Source organism: Pseudorhodoferax sp. (assembly GCF_047601025.1).
GTDB lineage: Bacteria > Pseudomonadota > Gammaproteobacteria > Burkholderiales > Burkholderiaceae_C > Pseudorhodoferax.
The window spans coordinates 2,748,180-2,767,390 of sequence record NZ_JASGJZ010000001.1; the positions used below are offsets into that span (position 1 = coordinate 2,748,180).

Annotated in this window: 17 protein-coding genes and 1 pseudogene; 9 read left to right on the plus strand and 9 right to left on the minus strand. The window is 68.7% G+C overall.

The window, feature by feature from the left end; translation table 11 throughout:
- The first annotated feature begins 6 nt into the window (after nucleotides 1-6).
- Nucleotides 7-1,185, plus strand: a complete 1,179-nt coding sequence (locus QM782_RS13020; RefSeq protein ID WP_415203332.1) for an acetyl-CoA C-acetyltransferase — start codon at nucleotides 7-9, stop codon at nucleotides 1,183-1,185.
- Nucleotides 1,186-1,205: 20 nt separating this feature from the next.
- On the opposite strand, the gene QM782_RS13025 is transcribed toward QM782_RS13020, so the two are convergent.
- From QM782_RS13025 to QM782_RS13040, 4 genes are all read right to left on the minus strand, one after another.
- Complete coding sequence (locus QM782_RS13025) at nucleotides 1,206-2,039, minus strand: endonuclease/exonuclease/phosphatase family protein (RefSeq protein WP_415205643.1); 834 nt, start codon at nucleotides 2,037-2,039, stop codon at nucleotides 1,206-1,208.
- A 357-nt stretch (nucleotides 2,040-2,396) separates the two neighbouring features.
- Nucleotides 2,397-3,503, minus strand: coding sequence for a response regulator (locus QM782_RS13030; RefSeq protein WP_415203333.1), 1,107 nt, complete (start codon nucleotides 3,501-3,503; stop codon nucleotides 2,397-2,399).
- 421 nt (nucleotides 3,504-3,924) lie between these two features.
- Complete coding sequence (locus QM782_RS13035; RefSeq protein WP_415203334.1) at nucleotides 3,925-4,905, minus strand: Bug family tripartite tricarboxylate transporter substrate binding protein; 981 nt, start codon at nucleotides 4,903-4,905, stop codon at nucleotides 3,925-3,927.
- Complete coding sequence (locus QM782_RS13040; RefSeq protein WP_415203335.1) at nucleotides 4,902-5,987, minus strand: CDP-6-deoxy-delta-3,4-glucoseen reductase; 1,086 nt, start codon at nucleotides 5,985-5,987, stop codon at nucleotides 4,902-4,904. The genes QM782_RS13035 and QM782_RS13040 overlap by 4 nt, the downstream gene beginning before the upstream one ends.
- 47 nt (nucleotides 5,988-6,034) lie before the next feature.
- On the opposite strand from QM782_RS13040, the gene QM782_RS13045 reads away from it, so the two are divergent.
- Entirely contained in the window at nucleotides 6,035-6,955 is a 921-nt protein-coding gene (locus QM782_RS13045; RefSeq protein ID WP_415203336.1) for an SDR family oxidoreductase, read from the plus strand.
- Here QM782_RS13045 and QM782_RS13050 read toward each other — a convergent pair.
- Complete coding sequence (locus QM782_RS13050) at nucleotides 6,945-7,475, minus strand: Rrf2 family transcriptional regulator (RefSeq protein ID WP_415203337.1); 531 nt, start codon at nucleotides 7,473-7,475, stop codon at nucleotides 6,945-6,947. The two genes, QM782_RS13045 and QM782_RS13050, sit on opposite strands and share 11 nt — an antisense overlap.
- 153 nt (nucleotides 7,476-7,628) lie before the next feature.
- On the opposite strand from QM782_RS13050, the gene nhaR reads away from it, so the two are divergent.
- Complete coding sequence (gene nhaR / locus QM782_RS13055; protein ID WP_415203338.1) at nucleotides 7,629-8,525, plus strand: transcriptional activator NhaR; 897 nt, start codon at nucleotides 7,629-7,631, stop codon at nucleotides 8,523-8,525.
- 8 nt (nucleotides 8,526-8,533) lie between these two features.
- Here the strand turns inward: nhaR and QM782_RS13060 are convergent, their stop codons facing one another.
- Together QM782_RS13060 and QM782_RS13065 are read right to left on the minus strand one after the other, a co-directional pair.
- The gene (locus QM782_RS13060) at nucleotides 8,534-8,716 is read right to left on the minus strand and encodes a hypothetical protein (protein WP_415203339.1); all 183 of its coding nucleotides are present in this window, start codon (nucleotides 8,714-8,716) and stop codon (nucleotides 8,534-8,536) included.
- 221 nt (nucleotides 8,717-8,937) lie between these two features.
- Nucleotides 8,938-9,666: a PEP-CTERM sorting domain-containing protein gene (locus tag QM782_RS13065; protein WP_415203340.1), complete on the minus strand. Its 729-nt coding sequence runs from the start codon at nucleotides 9,664-9,666 to the stop codon at nucleotides 8,938-8,940.
- 544 nt (nucleotides 9,667-10,210) lie between these two features.
- Between QM782_RS13065 and QM782_RS13070 the strand changes: the two are divergent.
- From QM782_RS13070 to QM782_RS13095, 6 genes and pseudogenes are all read left to right on the plus strand, one after another.
- A pseudogene (locus tag QM782_RS13070) lies at nucleotides 10,211-10,946 on the plus strand (IS256 family transposase); the annotation flags it as partial.
- 66 nt (nucleotides 10,947-11,012) lie between these two features.
- Entirely contained in the window at nucleotides 11,013-12,287 is a 1,275-nt protein-coding gene (locus QM782_RS13075; RefSeq protein WP_415203341.1) for an IS256 family transposase, read from the plus strand.
- Complete coding sequence (locus QM782_RS13080; protein ID WP_415205644.1) at nucleotides 12,221-12,850, plus strand: transposase; 630 nt, start codon at nucleotides 12,221-12,223, stop codon at nucleotides 12,848-12,850. The genes QM782_RS13075 and QM782_RS13080 overlap by 67 nt, the downstream gene beginning before the upstream one ends.
- Before the next feature lie 773 nt (nucleotides 12,851-13,623).
- Complete coding sequence (gene cysM, locus QM782_RS13085; protein WP_415203342.1) at nucleotides 13,624-14,526, plus strand: cysteine synthase CysM; 903 nt, start codon at nucleotides 13,624-13,626, stop codon at nucleotides 14,524-14,526.
- A complete protein-coding gene (locus QM782_RS13090) occupies nucleotides 14,523-15,044 on the plus strand; it encodes an NUDIX hydrolase (protein WP_415203343.1) in 522 nt (173 codons plus the stop codon). Before cysM ends, QM782_RS13090 begins: the two co-directional genes overlap by 4 nt.
- Nucleotides 15,045-15,055: 11 nt before the next feature.
- A complete protein-coding gene (locus tag QM782_RS13095; RefSeq protein WP_415203344.1) occupies nucleotides 15,056-15,295 on the plus strand; it encodes a sulfurtransferase TusA family protein in 240 nt (79 codons plus the stop codon).
- A 17-nt stretch (nucleotides 15,296-15,312) separates the two neighbouring features.
- Here the strand turns inward: QM782_RS13095 and galU are convergent, their stop codons facing one another.
- Both galU and QM782_RS13105 read right to left on the minus strand, forming a co-directional pair.
- Nucleotides 15,313-16,215 (minus strand): UTP--glucose-1-phosphate uridylyltransferase GalU, encoded by a 903-nt coding sequence (gene galU, locus QM782_RS13100; protein WP_415203345.1) that lies wholly within the window; start codon nucleotides 16,213-16,215, stop codon nucleotides 15,313-15,315.
- Nucleotides 16,216-16,311: 96 nt separating this feature from the next.
- Nucleotides 16,312-19,158 carry a valine--tRNA ligase gene (locus QM782_RS13105; protein ID WP_415203346.1) on the minus strand — a complete coding sequence of 949 codons (2,847 nt, stop codon included), beginning with the start codon at nucleotides 19,156-19,158 and terminating at the stop codon, nucleotides 16,312-16,314.
- Nucleotides 19,159-19,211: the final 53 nt, after the last annotated feature.

The window sequence follows — 19,211 nt, forward strand, 5'->3', positions numbered from 1 at the left end:
ACACACATGGAAGACATCGTCATCGTCGCCGCCGCCCGCACCGCCGTCGGCAAGTTCGGCGGCAGCCTGGCCAAGATCGCCGCGCCCGAGCTGGGCGCCATCGTGGTGAAGGACCTGCTGGCCCGCGCCAAGCTGGAAGCCGGCCAGGTCGGCGAGGTCATCATGGGCCAGGTTCTGGCCGCCGGCGCCGGCCAGAACCCCGCGCGCCAGACCGTGATCAAGGCCGGCCTGGACAAGGGTACGCCCGGCCTGACGATCAACGCCGTGTGCGGCTCCGGCCTGAAGGCCGTGATGCTGGCCGCCCAGGCCGTGGCCTACGGCGATTCCGACATCGTGATCGCCGGCGGCCAGGAGAACATGAGCGCATCCCCCCACGTGCTGCTGGGCTCGCGCGACGGCCAGCGCATGGGCGACTGGAAGATGGTCGACTCCATGATCAACGACGGCCTGTGGGACGTCTACAACAAGTACCACATGGGCATCACCGCCGAGAACGTGGCCAAGCAGTACGGCATCACGCGCGAGACCCAGGACGCCTTCGCGCTGGCCAGCCAGCAGAAGGCCTCCGCCGCCCAGGAGGCGGGCAAGTTCAAGGACGAGATCGTTCCCGTGAGCATTCCGCAGAAGAAGGGCGACCCGGTCGTCTTCGCGTCGGACGAGTTCATCAACAAGAAGACCAACGCCGAGGCCCTGTCCGGCCTGCGCCCGGCCTTCGACAAGGCTGGCACCGTGACGGCCGGCAACGCCTCGGGCATCAACGACGGCGCCGCCGGCGTGGTCGTCATGACCGCCAAGAAGGCCGCGGCCCTGGGCCTGACGCCGCTGGGCCGCATCGCCAGCTTCGCCACCGTGGGCCTGGACCCGGCCGTCATGGGCATGGGCCCGGCGCCGGCTTCGCGCAAGGCGCTGGAGCGTGCCGGCTGGAAGGCGGCCGACCTGGACCTGCTGGAGATCAACGAAGCCTTCGCGGCCCAGGCCTGCGCGGTCAACAACGACATGGGCTGGGATACCAGCAAGATCAACGTGAACGGCGGCGCCATCGCCATCGGCCACCCGATCGGCGCGTCCGGCTGCCGCATCCTGGTCACGCTGCTGCACGAGATGGGCCGGCGCAACGCGAAGAAGGGCATCGCCTCGCTGTGCATCGGCGGCGGCATGGGCGTGGCGCTGACGATCGAGCGCTGATCCCCGCCGCCTGAGCGGCCTCAACCCAGCTCGAGGATCACCGGTTGGTGGTCCGACAGCTGGGTTTTTTCATCCACCTCCACGCGTCGCACGCGCGGCGCGAGGTCCTCGCTGACGAAGAAGCCATCGCAGGCGACCGGCGTCTTGCCATAGCGCTTGTCGTAGAGCCGGAAGGTCGGCGCGTGGGCCTGCCCGGGATGCGCCAGCGGCCAGGCATCGACCAGCCGCGCCGCCTGGAGCGCCGCATGCTCCGGCGAGCCGGGGCCGCTGTTGAAGTCGCCGCACAGCACCGCGCTGGCGGTGTGCGGCTTGTCCTGGAACGGCGTGCCGGCTTCCGCGCCCGGCGGCAGGGGGTTGGCGGCGTGGGCGGAGGCCTCGGCGTGCAGGCGGGCCAGCGCATCGGCCTGGGCCCGGCGCTGCAGCGCGGAGTCGTATTCCAGGTGCGTGGTCATCACGCGCAGCGGGCCGAACGGCGAGCGCACGGTCAGGCTGGTGCACAGGCGCGGCATGCTGCGCACGCCGGGGTCGGGCGGCCATGGCAGGCTCAGGTGGCGCAGGTGCTCGGCCGGCAGCCGGGTCGCGATCAGGTTGCCGAAGCGCTGGCGCCGGCCGTCCGGGCCGGGCTCGTCGACCGCGGCGCCGTAGAACAGCGCGAAGCCGGGCAGCAGCGTCTGCAGCTGCGCCACCTGGTCGAAGCCGGCGCCGCCGGCCAGGGCCGGATAGTGCTGGGCCACCTCCTGCAGGCACAGCACGTCGACATCGGCCAGCGCCCGCGCATGCGCGATGACGCGTGCGACGTCGACCACACCGTCCAGGCCGCGGAACCATTGCACGTTCCAGGTCAGCAGGCGCAGCGGCATCGCAGTTCTCCATGTAAGCCCGCAGTTCCCGGAGCGGGGCCGCCGGCAGCGGTTCGAGAGGTCCAGGAGCGGGCCATGCCAGCGGCCGCCGCGGAGCGGGCTCGACCCGGGCCGCTGGCGTGCCTTGCAGCAGGCCGCGGCTGCCGCCGGAGGAGCAGCCTCGTCGGGCCGTCCAAGCTTGCGCAGGCAGGCTTGGTGCCGCGGCTCTCCGCCCCCCTTGTATATCTTCGCCTCTGAAGTTTGGACCGGCCGGTGCCGCCCGAAGCCCCCTTGTATCTTCCCCCCTCCTGAGGTTCGGACCGGCTTGGGGGTGGCGGAGCGCACAGCGCGAAAACTGAGGGGGGACTCACTTCAATCTTCGTCGCGGTGCTCTGCGGCGATCGCGCGGAAATCCTCCGCCGCGGCGGCGAATGCATCGGTCACGTCCGGATCGAAGTGCCTGCCACGGCCTTCCAGCACGATGCGCACCGCCTCCTCGTGCGGGAAGGCCGGCTTGTAGACGCGCTTGCTGATCAGCGCGTCGTAGACGTCGGCCAGCGCCATCAGCCGCGCCGAGATCGGGATCGCGTCGCCCGACAGGCCTTCCGGGTAGCCCGAGCCATCCCACTTTTCCTGGTGGCTGTAGGCGATTTCCTTGGCCAGCGTCAGGAAGTCCACCTGCATGCCCAGGCGCTGCTCGGCCTGCTCGATCGCCGCGCGCCCCAGCGTCGTGTGGCCCTTCATGATCTCGAATTCCTGTGGCGTGAGCTTGCCGGGCTTGAGCAGGATCTCGTCCGGGATACCCACCTTGCCGATGTCGTGCAGCGGCGCGGACTTGTACAGCAGCTCGATGCAGCGTTCGCTCAGGAACGCGCGGAAGCGCGGATGGTCCCTGAGTTGCTCGGCCAGCCGGCGCACGTACAGCTGCGTGCGCCGGATATGCGCGCCGGTCTCGTTGTCGCGCGTCTCGGCCAGCGAGGCCATGGCCATGATGGTCACGTCCTGGATCGCCTGCACTTCGGCCGTGCGCTTGGCGATCTCGCTTTCCAGGTAGGCGCTCTTGTCGCGCAGGAAGTCCGCGTGCGCCTTCAGCGTCAGGTGCGCGTGCACGCGCGCCAGCACGATCGACGGGTTGATCGGCTTGGTGATGTAGTCGGCCGCGCCCAGTTCCAGCCCGTGCGTCTCGTCCTCCACCTCCGAGCGCGCGGTGAGGAAGATCACCGGGATGTCGCGCGTGCGCGGCTCGGCCTTGAGCCTGCGGCAGACTTCGTAGCCGTCGATGCCCGGCATCATGATGTCCAGCAGGATCAGGTCCGGCGGCGGCTCGGCGTTGGCGATGCGCAGCCCGGGCTCGGCGTGGTTGGCCACCTTGACCTTGTAGTGGTCCTTCAGCAGGGCGCTCATCAGCGACAGGTTGTCCGGCGTGTCGTCGACGACCAGCACGGTCGACCTGGGCTGCAAGCGCAGCGGGTCGTTCATGCGGCGGCTCCCGCGGCTTCGGTGCCGCCGGGACGCCGGGTGGCGACGCGGCGACCAGGGGGCAGGGCGCTCCTGGGTTCGGCAGATGATGATGGATCGAGCGAATTCATGGCGGCATGGTCGTTTGGATACTGCAACAGCAGGCGCAGCTTATACCGCGTATGCCAATCGGCATTCAGTGTTGCATGCGAGTTCCCCGCCTGCGGCGCTGGCGGGCGGCTGTGCCGCGCACTGCATGCGAGGCCGCAGCCGGGCTGTGGGTCCGGCACCGGGAGCCGCTGCGACCCACGTGCCAAGGCGGGCGATTCCTACACGCGGGCCGCAGCGGCACGCGCATCATGGTGGCCCGGTGCATCCTGGACAGGTGCTTTCTGGGAAGCGGATGTACCGGTTGGGCTGCCTGCGGGCAGCCCTTTTTCCGTCAGTCGACCTGCGCGCCGGAGGCCTTGACGAGCGTGCGGTACTTGGCCAGCTCGGCCTGCATGAAGGCGCCGAACTGCGCCGGCGTGGTCGGCACCGGCTCGGCCAGCAGGATCGCGAAGCGCTGGCGCGTGGCCTCGGACTGCAGCGCGACCACGAAGGCCTGGTTCAGCCGGGCGATTACCTCGGGCGGCGTGGCGGCCGGCGCGACCAGGCCCCACCAGGTGTCGATCGCGAAGCCCTTGAGCGTGTCGGCCACGGGCGGCACGCCGGCCAGCATCGGCGAACGCGTGGCCGTGGTCACGGCCAGGGCCTTGAGCTTGCCCGAGCGGATGCCCGGCGCCGCCGTGGCCAGGTTGTCGAAGTTGAAATCCACCTGGCCCGACAACAGCGCCAGCTGCGCCGGGTTGCCGCCGTTGTAGGGGATGTGCAGCGCGTAGATGCCGGCCTGGGCCTTGAACATCTCGCCGGCCAGGTGGCCGGCGCTGCCGTTGCCGCCGGAGCCGTAGTTCAGCTTGGCGGGGTTGGCCTTGGCGTAGGCGATCAGGTCGGCCACGGTGGCGATCTTCAGCCGCTGCGCGGTCTCGGCGTTCATGACCAGCACGTTGGGCACGCGCACCATCTGCGTGATGGGCGCGAAGTCGTGCGCGGCGTCGAACGGCATCTTCCGGTACAGCCAGGGGTTGACCGCATGCGTGGCGGTGGCGGCGATGCCGATGGTCAGCCCGTCCGGCGCGGCCTTGGCCACCGCATCGGCGCCGATGTTGCCGCCGGCACCGGGCTTGTTGTCGATGACCACGGTGCCGAGCGATTCGCGCACCTGCTCGGCCAGTGCGCGCGCCGTCACGTCGATCGGGCCGCCGGCGGCATAGGGCACGACGAGGTGGATGGTCCTGGACGGCTGGGCCGACAACGGCGCGGCGGCGAGGGCGACGGCAGCAGCGAGTGCGCCGCGGCGCGTGAGGGAGGAGGGCATGGTCATGGCTGGGCCTTGTCGGCCTCGGTGGTGAAGGCGTCGGCGTAGAACTCCTCGGGCGGCAGGCCGGCCTCGCGCGTGTAGTCGGCGCGCGCGGAATCGACCACGATGGGCGCGCCGCAGGCATAGACCTGGTGGCCCGAGAGGTCGGGCAGGTCTTCCAGCACGGCGCGGTGCACGAAGCCGGTACGGCCGGTCCAGCCGTCCTCGGGCAGCGCGTTGGAGACGACCGGGACGTAGGCCAGGTTCGGCATCTCGGCCTGCTTGGCGCGCAGCCAGTCGTCCATGTACAGGTCCGCCGGCCGGCGGCCGCCCCAGTACAGCACGGCCGGCCGGGTGATGGACTTGAACTGCATGTGTTCGATCACGGCCTTGATCGGCGCGAAGCCGGTGCCCGAGGCGAGCAGCACGATGGGCTTGTCGGAGTCCTCGCGCAGGAAGAAGCTGCCGTACGGGCCTTCGATGCGCAGGATCTCCTTTTCCTTCATCGCGCCGAACACATGGTCCGTGAACTTGCCGCCGGGCATGTGGCGGATGTGCAGTTCCACGCCGGGGCCGACCGGCGGCACGGCGCCGGGCTGGCCGGCGGCCGTGTGCGGCGCGTTGGCCATGGAATAGCTGCGGCGCGCGCCGTCGCGCAGGATGAACTCGATGTACTGCCCGGCGTGGAAGCGCATCGCGTCGTTGGCCGGCAGCTGCAGCCGGACCAGCATCACGTCGTGCGAGAGCCGCGCGAGGCTGCTGACGCGCGCGGGCATGCGCTTGATCGGGTAGCCGCTCTCGTCGGTGACCTGGCGCGACTCCAGCACTACGTCGCTCTGCGGCACGCCGCAGCAGGTCAGGATCAGGCCGGCGGCGGCTTCCTCGGCCGACAGCGCCTTGCTCTGGTGCGGGCCGTGTTCCACGCGGCCTTCCAGCATCCTGCACTTGCACGAGCCGCAGGCGCCGTCCTTGCAGCCGTAGGGCAGGCCCACGCCCTGGCGGATGCCGGCGGCCAGGATCGTTTCGTGCGCGTTGGCCTCGAATGCACGGCCGCTGGGCTGCACCGTGATCTTGAAGGGGCCTGCGGCGGCCGGCGTGCTGGTCATCTTGGGTATCCTCGTGGGCTCTACACGGCTTCGGTGGACCCGGGATTTTGCCTTCAAACCAATCACCGCTCGGCGCGCTGCCGGCGCGTTTCCGGCGTACGCGCCTGCTGATCGTCGGCTGCGGCGACGTGGGCCAGCGCGTGGCCGCACGGCTGCCGCGCGGCGTGCGCGTGCTGGCGCTGACGTCCTCGCCCGAACGCGTGCCGGCGCTGCGCGCGCGGGGCATCGCGCCGCTGGCGGGCGACCTGGACCGGCCAGCCTCGCTGCGGCGCCTGGCGGGGCTGGCGCAGCGCGTGCTGCATCTGGCGCCGCCGCCTGCCGAGGGCGCGCATGATCCGCGCACGCGGGCGCTGGCCCGGGTGCTGATGCGGCGCACGCGGCCGGCCGCGCTGGTCTACGGCTCGACCAGCGGTGTCTACGGCGACTGCGGCGGCGACTGGGTGGCCGAGACGCGCCGGCCGGCGCCGCGCACCGAACGCGCGCGCCGGCGGCTCGACGCCGAGGCGGCGGTGCGCTTCCTGGCCCGGGCCGGCGGCGTGCGGGCCAGCGTGCTGCGCATCCCGGGCATCTACGCACCGGACCGGCCCGGCGGCACTCCGCGCGAGCGGCTGGCCCGGGGCACGCCGGTGCTGCGGGCCGAGGACGACGTCTACACCAACCACATCCACGCCGACGACCTGGCGCGTGCCTGCATCGCGGCGTTGTGGCGCGGGCGGTCGCGGCGCATCGTGCACGCCAGCGACGACTCCGAGCTGAAGATGGGCGATTACTTCGACCTGGCGGCCGACCTGTACGGCATGCCCCGGCCGCCGCGCGTGGCGCACGCCGAGGCGCGCGGCCAGCTGCCGTTGATGGTGCTGAGCTTCCTGGAGGAGTCGCGCCGGCTGCTGAACCGGCGCATGAAGCGCGAGCTGCGGCTCGCGCTGTGCCACCCCACGGTGGCGCAGGGCCTGCGGGTCAGCCCTTGAGCTGCAGGTACTGGCCGTAGGCGAACACCGAGTTCGGCGCGCGCACGGCGGCCGGCCGTGGGCGCGGCTGCACAGCGGTGCGGCGGCGGCCGGGCGCGGCCTCGATTTCCACCCCCTTGGCCCGCTGCTCGTCGACCAACTGGCGCAGCGAGATGCCCTGCATGTAGTCGAGCATGCAGGCGGACAGGCTGTCCCATAGGTCGCCGACCATCTTGCCGTTCGTAGCGCCGAGCGCGACGGCACCTTGCGCGTCCTGCGCCGCCTGGTCGTCCACGGCCAGGATGATGTCCGCCACGCTGATCGCGCTGGCCTTGCGGGCCAGCGTATAGCCGCCGCCCGGCCCGCGCGCGCTCTCGACCAGGCCGCAGCGGCGCAGCCGGCTGAACATCTGCTCCAGGTAGGACAGCGAGATCTTTTGCCGCACCCCGATAGCCGAGAGGGTCACCGGGCCCAGGTGCTCACGCAATGCGACGTCGATCATCGCGTTCACGGCGAAGCGGCTCTTGGTGGTCAATCGCATGGCAAGGCTCCTTTGGTCGGCGTGGCTGGTGAGGTGAACAGGGAACTCTAATGGTTCCGACACTTCGCGTATATTCGAATTTCAAGTCGAAATTCTTCGAGAAAAGCGATGGAACTGATAGACAGGTTGACTCAGCTTCCGGCTGGAGGTTCCATGAACTTCAAGCATTTGCGCTATTTCTGGGTCGTGGCCAAGGCCGGCGGCGTGATGCGGGCTGGCGAGCAGCTGCACACCACGCCGCAGACGCTGTCGGGCCAGATCAAGCTGTTCGAGGACTGGATCGGCCACAAGCTGTTCCGCAAGGTCGGCCGCCGGCTGGAATTGACGGAGCAGGGCCGCATCGCGCTGGACTACGCCGAGGAGATCTTCGCGCTGGGCGCCGAGCTGGAGACCGCCGTGCGCCACACCCGCGGCGAGCGGCGCACGCTGGAATTCCGTGTCGGCGTGGCCGATGCGGTGGCCAAGTCCGTGGTCTACCAGCTGCTGGAGCCGGCGCTGGAGGGGCCGGAGCCGGTCCGGCTGATCTGCCACGAGGGCAAGTACGACGATCTGCTGGCGCGGCTCGCGCTGCACCGGCTGGACCTGTTGATCGCCGACGAGCGCGTGTCGCCCAAGATCAGCGTGCGGGCCTTCAGCCACCTGCTGGGCCGCAGCTCGATGAGCTTCTTCTGCTCCGAGGCGCTGCGTGGCCAGTTGGCCGGCGCATTTCCGCAATGCCTGGACGGCATGCCGATGCTGGTGCAGAGCCGCAGCTCCTCGGTGCGGCGCCAGCTCGATCCCTGGCTGGTGCGCATGCGGCTGCGGCCGCGCATCATCGGCGAATTCGACGACACCGCATTGATGAACGCCTTCGGTCGCGAGGGCCGCGGCGTGTTCATGGCGCCGTCGGTGCTGGAGGCGCAGATCGCCGCGCAATACCGGGTGCACGTGCTCGGGCGTGTCGAGGATCTGTTCGAGGAGTTCTTCGCCATTTCGGTCGAGCGCCGCATCAGCCATCCCGGCGTCGCGGCGATCACCCAGGCCGCGCGGGCCAAGCTGTTCCACGCCTGACCGGGACGTCAGGCCGCGCGGCGGCGACCGGAACCGCTTTGCTTGCCGCCGCCGGATTCCTTGTTCACGGTCGCCCAGGCGCGGCGTTCGGCTTCGCTACGCGCGACGCCGCGCTGTTCGTAGCCTTGCGCGATGTGCTCGGCCCGGCGTTTCTGCTTGCTGGTGTAGGAGGATTTGTCGCCGCGTGGCATGGTCGGTCTCCAGTGGGACGAAGACCGCAGGCTAACGGGAGCGAGGGAGCGGCTGTGAGGCGATCCGTGGTGCCTCAGGTCGGAATCCAACTCGCCCTTGGGGGGCGGAGGCCGCGCATTCTGCGCTGCCCCCCAGAAAAGCAGCCCGGCGGGTTGCACCTGCCGGGCTGCTGCGAGGGGAGGAGCGCCCGAGGGACGAGCGGCTCCTGGCTGGACGGTGCTTACTGAGCCTGCTTGCGGTGGCGAGCGGCCAAGCCCAGCAGGCCCAGGCCCATCAGCGCGATCGAAGCCGGCTCGGGGACATCGGCGGTGGGGACGTCCGAGCGGCTGGTGAAGGTACCCGAGCCCACGGCGTTGGTGAAATCGGGGTAGTAGCTGGTGAAGGTGGTGCTGAACGTGAAGTCCGAGCCATCCGCCATGGCATTGGTATCGAAGTAATCGGCGGCCAGGCCGCCGACCACGTCGAGCCAGCCCAGGCCGTTCATTCCGGACACCGAGCCGAGCACCGTCGTGATGCTGCCCATCAAGGTGGTGCCGTTGAAATCACCGATGGCGTGGGCCACCATGTCCAGCCACAGGGCGCTGCTGCCGTCAGCGTAGTTGGCATAGACCTTGACCCAGCCGTCGGAGTAGGTCAGGTTGCTCGTGCCCGACGAGCCCGGGGCAGGCAGCGAGCCCGTCAGCTGCTCGTAGCCGCCGAACGTGAAGCTCAGGGTGGTGCAGGCGGTGCAGAAGCTGCCGCTGCCGTTGATCTTGGTGATCAGGCCCGAGCCGGACAGCGAACCGTCCGCGCCGATCAGCTGGCGGACCGTGTCGGTGGTGCCGCTGAAATCGATCACGTCATCGGTATTCCACGTCACGCCGCCGACCGACACCACGCCGGCCTGGGCGGTTGCGGCCATGGCTGCGGCAAGGGTTGCACCGGCGAGTACTTTGTTCAGAAATTGCATGTCAAGGCTCCTTGGGAAGTTTGGGGGGAGGGCAAATTCGCCCTTGCGAGACTTCATAAGCAGCATCCGTGCCAGCGGGGAATGTCGTCATAACACATTGATATTCAAAGGAATTTCATCAATCCCTTTGAATGGGAGAATCCATATGTAATAAATAGTGACATCTCGATAGAACTTATTTCACGGTCGGCGAGGTCCACCAAACGCTGCGGTTGTGGCCTTGCAGATCAGGAAGCGATGGGGGTTGGTAGGTGCGCGTCACCGTGAACGAGGACGACCGGCGGGACACCGAGGTTCATCCTGAATTTCGGCGCTTTTCTCGCCCGCGGAGGAGGCCGAGATGGAGAAGGGCGGAGGAAGGGCATTGATGTCCCCGGAAGTGGTGTAAGTCTTGATCGCGCGGCAGGCCGCGCAGGGTGGAGCCCGTAGGGCGTAACCCGTAGCAGCCTGCCGCGCGGCAGCCGCTCCTTATGGGGTGGCCATCGTGAAGTCCGGATTAAGGTTGAGGTGCGACCCACCAACCTTGTCCTTGAAGGAAATCACGATGACCACCGCCACTATGGCATTGACCGAGCTTGCCGAGAAGGGAGCCGATATCGACGTGTTGCGCCAGATGGTGCAGTTCATGGCCCAACGCCTGATGGAGCTGGACGTTGAAGGCCGCTGCGGCGCCGCCTACGACGAGAAGAACCCCGCCGAGCGGCTCAACAGCCGCAACGGCTACCGCGAACGCACCTGGGACACCCGCGCCGGCTCTGTCGAGCTGAAGATCCCCAGGTTGCGCCAGGGCAGCTACTTCCCCGGGTTCCTGGAGCCTCGGCGCACGGCCGAGAAGGCGCTGACCGCCGTGATCCAGGAAGCCTACGTGCAGGGCATCTCCACCCGCTCGGTGGACGAGCTGGTCAAGTCGCTGGGCATGAGTGGCGTCTCCAAGAGCCAAGTCAGCCGGCTGTGCGGCGAACTGGACGAGCGGGTCAACGCCTTCCTGGGGCGCCAGATCGAGGGCGACTGGCCCTACCTGTGGGTGGATGCGACCTACGTGAAGACGCGCGAGGCCGGGCGCATCGTGAGCGTGGCGGTGATAGTGGCGGTGGGCGTGAACACCGACGGGCAGCGCGAGGTGTTGGGGCTGAAAGTCGGCGCCTCGGAAGCCGAACCGTTCTGGACCGAGCGCCTAGCGCAGCCTGAACCGGCGCGGCCTGCGCGGGGTCAAGCTGGTGATCAGCGACAGCCACGAAGGCATCAAGGCGGCCGCCTCCAAGGTCCTGAAGGCCACCTGGTAGCGCTGCCGCGGAGCCTGTCCGGAATTTTGTGTTTGAGGCATAGCATGACCCTGAGGAGCATCTATGCCAAAGAGCAAGACGAAGTTGAAGAATGCGGCCATCGCGGCCAAGTCGGCGGCGTTGCCGTCGATCCCCAAGGAACTGCTTGACCAGTTCGTGACCGGCCCCATGACCGGCGAGGCGGTCAACGCCGCATCGATGGCGTTCAAGAAGGCGCTCATCGAACGCGCCTTGGGCGCCGAGCTCGGCCACCACCTGGGCTATCGCAGCGGGGCGGACAAGCCCGAGAGCAGCGCCAACCAGCGCAACGGCACGAGCGGCAAGACCGTGCTGACCGAGGACGGCCCGCTGCGCATTGACGTGCCACGCGACCGTGATGGCTCTTTCGAGCCGCTGCTGATCGCCAAGCACGAGCGGCGCTTCACCGGCTTTGACGACAAGATCGTGGCCATGTACGCCCGAGGCATGACCGTGCGCGAGATCCAGGCCTTCCTGGCCGAGCAATACGCCACCGAGGTCTCGCCCGAGTTCATCAGCAGTGTCACCGACGCCGTGATGGCCGAGGTCGGCGCCTGGCAGGCCAGGCCGCTGGAGGCCATGTACCCAGTGGTGTTCTTCGACGCGCTGCGCGTGAAGATCCGTGAGGACGCGGTGGTGCGCAACAAGGCCATCTATCTGGCCCTGGGCGTTTTGCCCGACGGCACGCGCGACATCCTGGGGCTGTGGATCGAGAACACGGAAGGGGCCAAGTTCTGGATGAAGGTCTTCAATGACCTGAAGACGCGCGGCATCAACGACATCCTGATCGCCGTTACCGATGGCCTCAAGGGCATGCCCGAGGCGCTGGGCGTGGTGTTCCCGGCCACGACGCTGCAGACCTGCATCGTGCACCTGATCCGCAGCAGCCTGGACTACGCCAGTTGGAAGCAGCGCAAGCTGCTGGCCGCGGCCATCAAGCCGATCCACACCGCGGCCAGCGCCGAGGCGGCGCAGGCCGAACTCGATGCGTTCGAGCAGGGCCCTTGGGGGCAGAAGTTTCCAACCGTCGCGGCGGCCTGGCGCCGGGCCTGGGATCGCGTGATCCCGTTCTTCGCGTTCCCGCCGCCAGTGCGCCGGGTGATCTATACGACCAATGCCATCGAGAGCATCAACGCGCAGCTGCGCAAGATCATCAAGACCCGCGGGCACTTCCCCGGTGACGACGCGGCCAGCAAACTGATCTGGCTGGCCCTGCGCAACATCACGGCCGACTGGGGTCGTGCTGCGCACAACTGGAAGGAGGCGATGAACCAGTTCGCGATCCTCTACGAAGACCGGTTCACCAGGACCGTCGCGTAGGACCAAGACCGACTTTCCCACCGCGTCGCTCGCCTCGTCGCAAGCGCCGACCGCCGCCGTGCAAAAGTCTCAGCGCCTCGAACACAGAAATTCGGACTCTCCCCTGCCGCGTGCACTTCATGCGCAACGCCCTGGCGCACGCCGGCAAGACCCAGCGGCGCATGGTCTCGGCGGCCATCGGCACGGTGTTCGTGCAGGACTCGGCCGATGCCGCCCGAACGCAGTGGCGCTCGGTGGCCGAGCAGCTCAGCGGCAAGTTCCCCAAGCTCGCCGCCCTGATGGACGAGGCCGAAAACGACGTGCTGGCCTTCATGACCTTCCCGCGGGCGCACTGGACGCAGATCTACAGCACCAACCCGCTGGAGCGGCTGAACGCGCAGATCAAGCGGCGCACCAACGTCGTGGGCATCTTCCCCAACGACGCGTCCATCGTGCGCCTGGTCGGCGCCATGATGCTCGAGCAGAACGACGAGTGGTCGCTCAACCGGCGCTACATACAGCTTGAAGGCCTGCAGACCCTGAGCGACACTGCCCCCACTCGGCTATCCGCTGTGGCTCGCTGAGTACCGTGCATCTCAGCCTTGTCCGGGCTGTGGACCTACACCACGGGATGGGACGCGACCGGAAGGGCGACCGCCTGAATACGGTGACGTAGATGCGTCGGTAGCGGTCATACACGAGCTGAACGGGGCCGACTCCACGCTACAACACGGTGGACGGCTGGAGTTGGGGTGCGGCCCATCCACTCCAGGCCACGTTCGGCACGCAGGGTGATCGGTCCGATGCGTTCGAGGAATGCTCGTCGGCGGCGCCGCAAAGCTGCTGCGTGGCCAGTAATCGGGCGGCCGTGCACCGCCGTTCTTGGGAGGCGATCCCAATAAAAAGCCGCCTCTGTGTGCAGAGACGGCTTTTCTGGATTGGTGCCCGAGGCCGGAATCGAACCGGCACGCCTTGCGGCGGGGGATTTTCTTCCCACTTCGGCTTTCGCCGCCGCCGTCTCCGAAGAAACGGTGTTCGTGGGCTGGAGCACGCCTTCACCATCGCCTTGCGGCCTTAGGTGCCCGCCGTCTGCTCTCTACACCTTCCGAGGAGCCTTGCGGCGCCAGGGCTTGGCTCGGCGTTAGCTCGGACTCGCGTCCAGGGCCTTCACCGAGTTTGACGGGCTTCACCTCCGGGGTTTCCCCCGGAGGGCTCAAATTTGGTCTGAGTCCCCTGCGTCTACCAATTTCACCACTCGGGCATGACGCGATGCTACTTCAGCTACCTGCCGTTGCTTGCCAGGAACCACCCGGCCATGGCATGCAAAGGGAGCCGGAAATTATGGCACAGTGCCACCATGGACTACCCGACGATCGAAGACACCATCGGCCGCACGCCGCTCATCGCCCTGCAGCGCATCGGCGCGGCCGAGAACGGCGCGCGCGGCAACGTGGTCCTCGGCAAGCTCGAGGGCAACAACCCGGCCGGCTCGGTCAAGGACCGGCCGGCCGTGTCGATGATCCGGCGCGCCGAGGAGCGCGGCGACATCAAGCCCGGCGACACGCTGATCGAGGCCACGTCGGGCAATACCGGCATCGCGCTGGCGATGGCGTCGGCGATCAAGGGCTACCGCATGCTGCTGATCATGCCGGAGGACCTGTCTGTCGAGCGCGCGCAGACCATGAAGGCCTTCGGCGCGGAACTGCTGCTGACGCCCAAGAGCGGCGGCATGGAGTACGCGCGCGACCTGGCCGAGCAGATGCAGCGCGACGGCAAGGGCCGGGTGCTCGACCAGTTCGCCAACCCCGACAACCCGCGCGTGCACTACGAGACCACCGGTCCGGAGCTGTGGGACGCCACTGCCGGCCGCATCACGCACTTCGTCAGCGCCATGGGCACGACCGGCACGATCACCGGCGTGGCGCGCTACCTGAAGGAGCGGAACCCGGCCGTCCGCGTGGTCGGCGCGCAGCCCAGCGAGGGCTCGCGCATCCCGGGCATCCGCAAGTGGCCGCAGGAATACCTGCCGACGATCTACGACGCTTCGCTGGTCGACGAACTGGTCTATGTGGCGCAGGACGACGCCGAGGAGATGTGCCGGCGGCTGGCGCGTGAGGAGGGCATCTTCGCCGGCATCTCGGCGGCCGGCGCCTGCTGGGTCGCGCAGCAGATCGCTGCGCAGGTCGAGAACGCGACCATCGTGTTCGTGGTCTGCGACCGTGGCGACCGCTACCTGTCCACCGGCGTCTTCCCGGCATGAGCGACCACGGTTTCCGGTTCTGCCCGGCCTGCGCCGCGCCGCTGCAGTGGATCACCCAGGCCGAGGACGGTGGTGACAAGGAACGCCTGCGCTGTCCGGCCTGCGGCTACACGCACTGGAACAACCCCACGCCGGTGCTGGCCGCCATCGTCGAATACCAGGGCCGGGTGCTGCTGGCCCGCAACGCGGCCTGGACGAACCGGATGTACGCGCTGATCACCGGCTTCATGGAGGCCGGCGAGTCGCCGCAGGACGGCATCAGGCGCGAGATCCAGGAGGAAACGGCGCTGGAAGCCACGTCGCTGCACCTGGTCGGCGTCTACGACTTCCAGCGCATGAACCAGGTGATCATCGTCTACCACGCCGTCTGCGAAGGCGAGGTGCGGCTGTCGCCCGAGCTGGTGGACTACAAGCTGTTCGCGCCGCAGGACGTGAAATGCTGGCGCGCCGGCACCGGCCAGGCGCTGGCCGAGTGGCTGCGCGCACGCGGCATCACGCCGCGATACCTGGAACCTTGACCGAGGAACCCATGGATACCGGATTGAGCATCGACAAGGAAATCGATACCCGTGGCCTGAACTGTCCGCTGCCGATCCTGCGGGCGAAGAAGGCGCTGGGCGAACTGCACAGCGGCCAGCTGCTGAAGGTGGTGGCCACCGATGCCGGCTCGCTGCGCGACTTCCAGGCCTTCGCCCGGCAGACCGGCAACGAACTGGTCAGGCAGGAGACCGTGGGCAGCGAATTCATCCACGTGCTGCGCCGGCGCTGAGGCTGGCGCGCCGGGGGTCAGACCTTCAGCGTCTTGAGGTAGTCGCGGAAGCCGGTGCTGACTTCCGGGTGCTGCAGCGCCAGTTCCACCGTGGCTTCCAGGAAGCCCTGCTTGCTGCCGCAGTCGAAGCGCTTGCCTTCGTACAGGAAGGCATGGACGATCTCGGTGGCCAGCAGGCCGGCGATGCCGTCGGTCAGCTGGATCTCGCCGCCGGCGCCGCGCGGCTGGTTGCGGATATGGCTGAACACGGCCGGTGTGAGGATGTAGCGGCCGGCCACGCCCATGCGCGAGGGCGCGTCCTCCGGCGCCGGCTTCTCGACCATGTGGCTTACGCGCGTCAGCCGGCCGCCCTCGATGTGCTTGACCGGTTCGCCGGCGACGATGCCGTAGCGGCGCACGTGCTCCAGCGGCACTTCCTGCACCGCCAGCAGCGACGTGCCCAGGCGGCCGAACGCCTCGGTCATCTGCGCCAGCACCGGCTTGCCGCCGGACGGGCCGATCATCAGGTCGTCGGCCAGCAGCACGCCGAAGGGTTCGTTGCCGACCAGGTGCTCGGCGCACAGCACGGCATGGCCCAGGCCCAGCGAGCGCGGCTGGCGCACGAAGGAGCAGTTCATGTCTTCCGGCGCGACGCTGCGCACCAGCGCCAGCAGTTCCTCCTTGCCGGCGGCCTCCAGTTCGGCCTCCAGTTCGTAGGCGGTGTCGAAATGGTCCTCGATGGCCCGCTTGTTGCGGCCCGTCACGAAGATCATCTGGCGGATGCCGGCCGCATAGGCCTCTTCCACGGCGTACTGGATCAGCGGCTTGTCCACCACCGGCAGCATTTCCTTGGGCTGGGCCTTGGTGGCCGGCAGGAAGCGGGTGCCGAGGCCGGCGACGGGGAAAACGGCTTTGTGGACGGTCTTCTGGTAACTGGACATGATGGGCCGGATGCTCTCTTTCTGACAATGGATCACAGGGAAGCAGCGTACCGGCGTTCAAGCAACACGTATGCCATCCAGCGCGGTCCGCCCGTATCAACCCAATCGTACAAGCTGGGTGTGAAGCCGCTGTAACGTGGCGGAGAAATCGGCCACGCGCGTGCGTTCCTGCTCGATCACCGCCGGCGGCGCTTTGGCGGTGAAGGCAGCATTGGACAGCTTGCCCTGCGCCTTGGCGAGTTCGGCCTCGATACGCGCGACCTCCTTGGACAGGCGCGTCTTCTCGGCCGCGACGTCGATCTCCACGTGCAGCGCCAGCCGGGCCTCGCCGACCACGGCCACCGGCGCTGCCTGGGCGGCGGCCTGCCAGGCGGCCTCGTCGTCGAAGACCCTGACCTCGCTGAGCTTGCCCAGCGCCTGCAGCACGGGCGCGGCCGCGCGCATGAACGCGGCGTCGCCGGCCACGTACAGCGGCAGCCGCGTGGCGGGGGAGACGTTCATCTCGCCGCGCAGGGTGCGGCAGGCGTCGACCACGCTCTTGAGCCGCGCCACGTGGGCCAGGGCGGCCTCGTCGACCCCGTCGGGCCGGGCCTCGGGGTATGCGGCCACGCTGACCGACGGGCCGGCCAGCCCGGCGACGGGGGCGACCTTCTGCCACAGCTCCTCCGTGATGAACGGGATGACCGGGTGCGCCAGCCGCAGGATGGCCTCCAGCGTGCGGATCAGCGTGTGGCGCGTGGCGCGCTGTTCGGCCGCGCCGCCATGCTGGATCTGCACCTTGGCGATCTCCAGGTACCAATCGCAGAACTCGTTCCAGACGAAGTCGTAGAGCGCGTTGGCCACGTTGTCCAGCCGGTAGTCGGCGAAGCTCCGGGCGATCTCGGCCTGCACCTGCTGCAGCCTGGAGGCGATCCAGCGGTCGGCCGGGGAGCGGTGCATCTCCTCGGCGTGCGCCGCCAGGCCGCAGTCGCGCCCTTCGCAGTGCATCAGCACGAAGCGCGTGGCATTCCAGAGCTTGTTGCAGAAGTTGCGGTAGCCCTCGCAGCGCTTGCTGTCGAAGTTGATGCTGCGGCCCAGGGACGCCAGCGCCGCGAAGGTGAAGCGCAGCGCGTCGGCCCCGTAGGCCGGGATGCCCTCGGGAAACTCCTTCTCGGTGTTCTTGCGCACCTGCGGCGCGGTCTCGGGCCGGCGCAGGCCGGTGGTGCGCTTGTCCAGCAGCGGGCCGAGCGCGATGCCGTCGATCAGGTCCACCGGGTCGAGCACGTTGCCCTCGGACTTGCTCATCTTCTTGCCCTGCGCGTCGCGCACCAGGCCGTGGATGTAGACGTGGCGGAACGGCACGCGGCCGGTGAAGTGCGTCGTCATCATGATCATCCGGGCGACCCAGAAGAAGATGATGTCGTAGCCCGTCACCAGCACGGTGGAGGGCAGGTACAGGTTGTAGTCGTCGGTCGGCGCGTCGGTCTGCTCCGGCCAGCCCATGGTGCTGAAGGGCACCAGCGCCGAGGAGTACCAGGTGTCCAGCACGTCCTCGTCGCGGCGCAGCGTCCTGCCGGGCGCCTGCGCCTGGGCCTCGGCCTCGCTGCGGGCCACGTACACGTTGCCGTCCTCGTCATACCAGGCCGGGATCTGGTGGCCCCACCAGAGCTGGCGGCTGATGCACCAGTCTTGGATGTTGTTCATCCACTGGTCGTAGGTGTTGACCCAGTTCTCGGGCACGAAGCGCACCTGGCCGCTCTTGACGGCGTCGATCGCCTTCTGGGCGATGCTCTTGCCGGTCGGATCCTGCTCGGACACCTTGGTCATGGCGACGAACCACTGGTCCGTCAGCATCGGCTCGACGATCTCGCCGGTGCGGGTGCAGACGGGCACCGTGAGCCTGTGCTTCTTCGTCTCGACCAGCGCGCCGCTGGCCTGCAGGTCGGCCACGATGGCCTTGCGCGCGGCGAATCGGTCCATGCCGCGGTATTTCTCGGGCGCCGCGTCGTTGACGGTCGCCTGCAGCGTCAGCACGCTGAGCATCGGCAGGCCGTGGCGCTGGCCGACGGCATAGTCGTTCACGTCGTGCGCGGGCGTGACCTTGACCACGCCGGTGCCGAAGGCCTTGTCCACGTACTCGTCGGCGATGACCGGGATCTCGCGGCCCACCAGCGGCAGCGTGACGGTCCGGCCGACCAGGTGCCGGTAGCGCTCGTCCTCGGGGTGCACCATCACGGCCACGTCGCCGAGCATGGTCTCGGGCCGCGTGGTCGCCACCGTCAGGCTGCCGGAACCATCGGTCAGCGGGTAGGCGATGTGCCAGAGCGAGCCGTCCCGCTCCTCGCTCTCGACCTCCAGGTCCGACACCGCGGACTGCAGCTTGGGGTCCCAGTTGACCAGCCGCTTGCCGCGGTAGACCAGGCCCTGCCGGTACAGCCGCACGAAGGTCTCGGTCACGACCCGGGACAGCTTGTCGTCCATCGTGAAGTACTCGCGGCTCCAGTCCACGCTGTCGCCCATGCGGCGCATCTGCGTGGTGATGGTGTTGCCCGAGTGCTGCTTCCACTCCCACACCTTGGCCACGAAGTCGCGGCGGCCCAGGTCGTGGCGGCCGATGCCCTGCTCCTGCAGCTGGCGCTCCACGACGATCTGCGTGGCGATGCCGGCGTGGTCCGTGCCGGGCACCCAGGCCGTGTTGAAGCCTCGCATGCGGTGGTAGCGCGTCAGCGCGTCCATGATGGTCTGGTTGAACGCATGGCCCATGTGCAGCGTGCCGGTCACGTTCGGCGGCGGCAACTGGATCGCGAACGCCGGCGCGTCCGCCTGCGGCGCGCCCGTGCCGCGCACGCCGGCGGCGCCGTAGCCGCGGCGCTCCCATTCGGGGCCCCAGCGGGCCTCGATGGCGGCGGGTTCGAAGGACTTGGACAGGCCGGCCAGGCCCGGTTGCTCGGGGGTGTCGCTCATGGGGAATCCAGACGGGAGGCGGCGCCGGGGCGGCGCCGCGGGCGGGAAGGCGA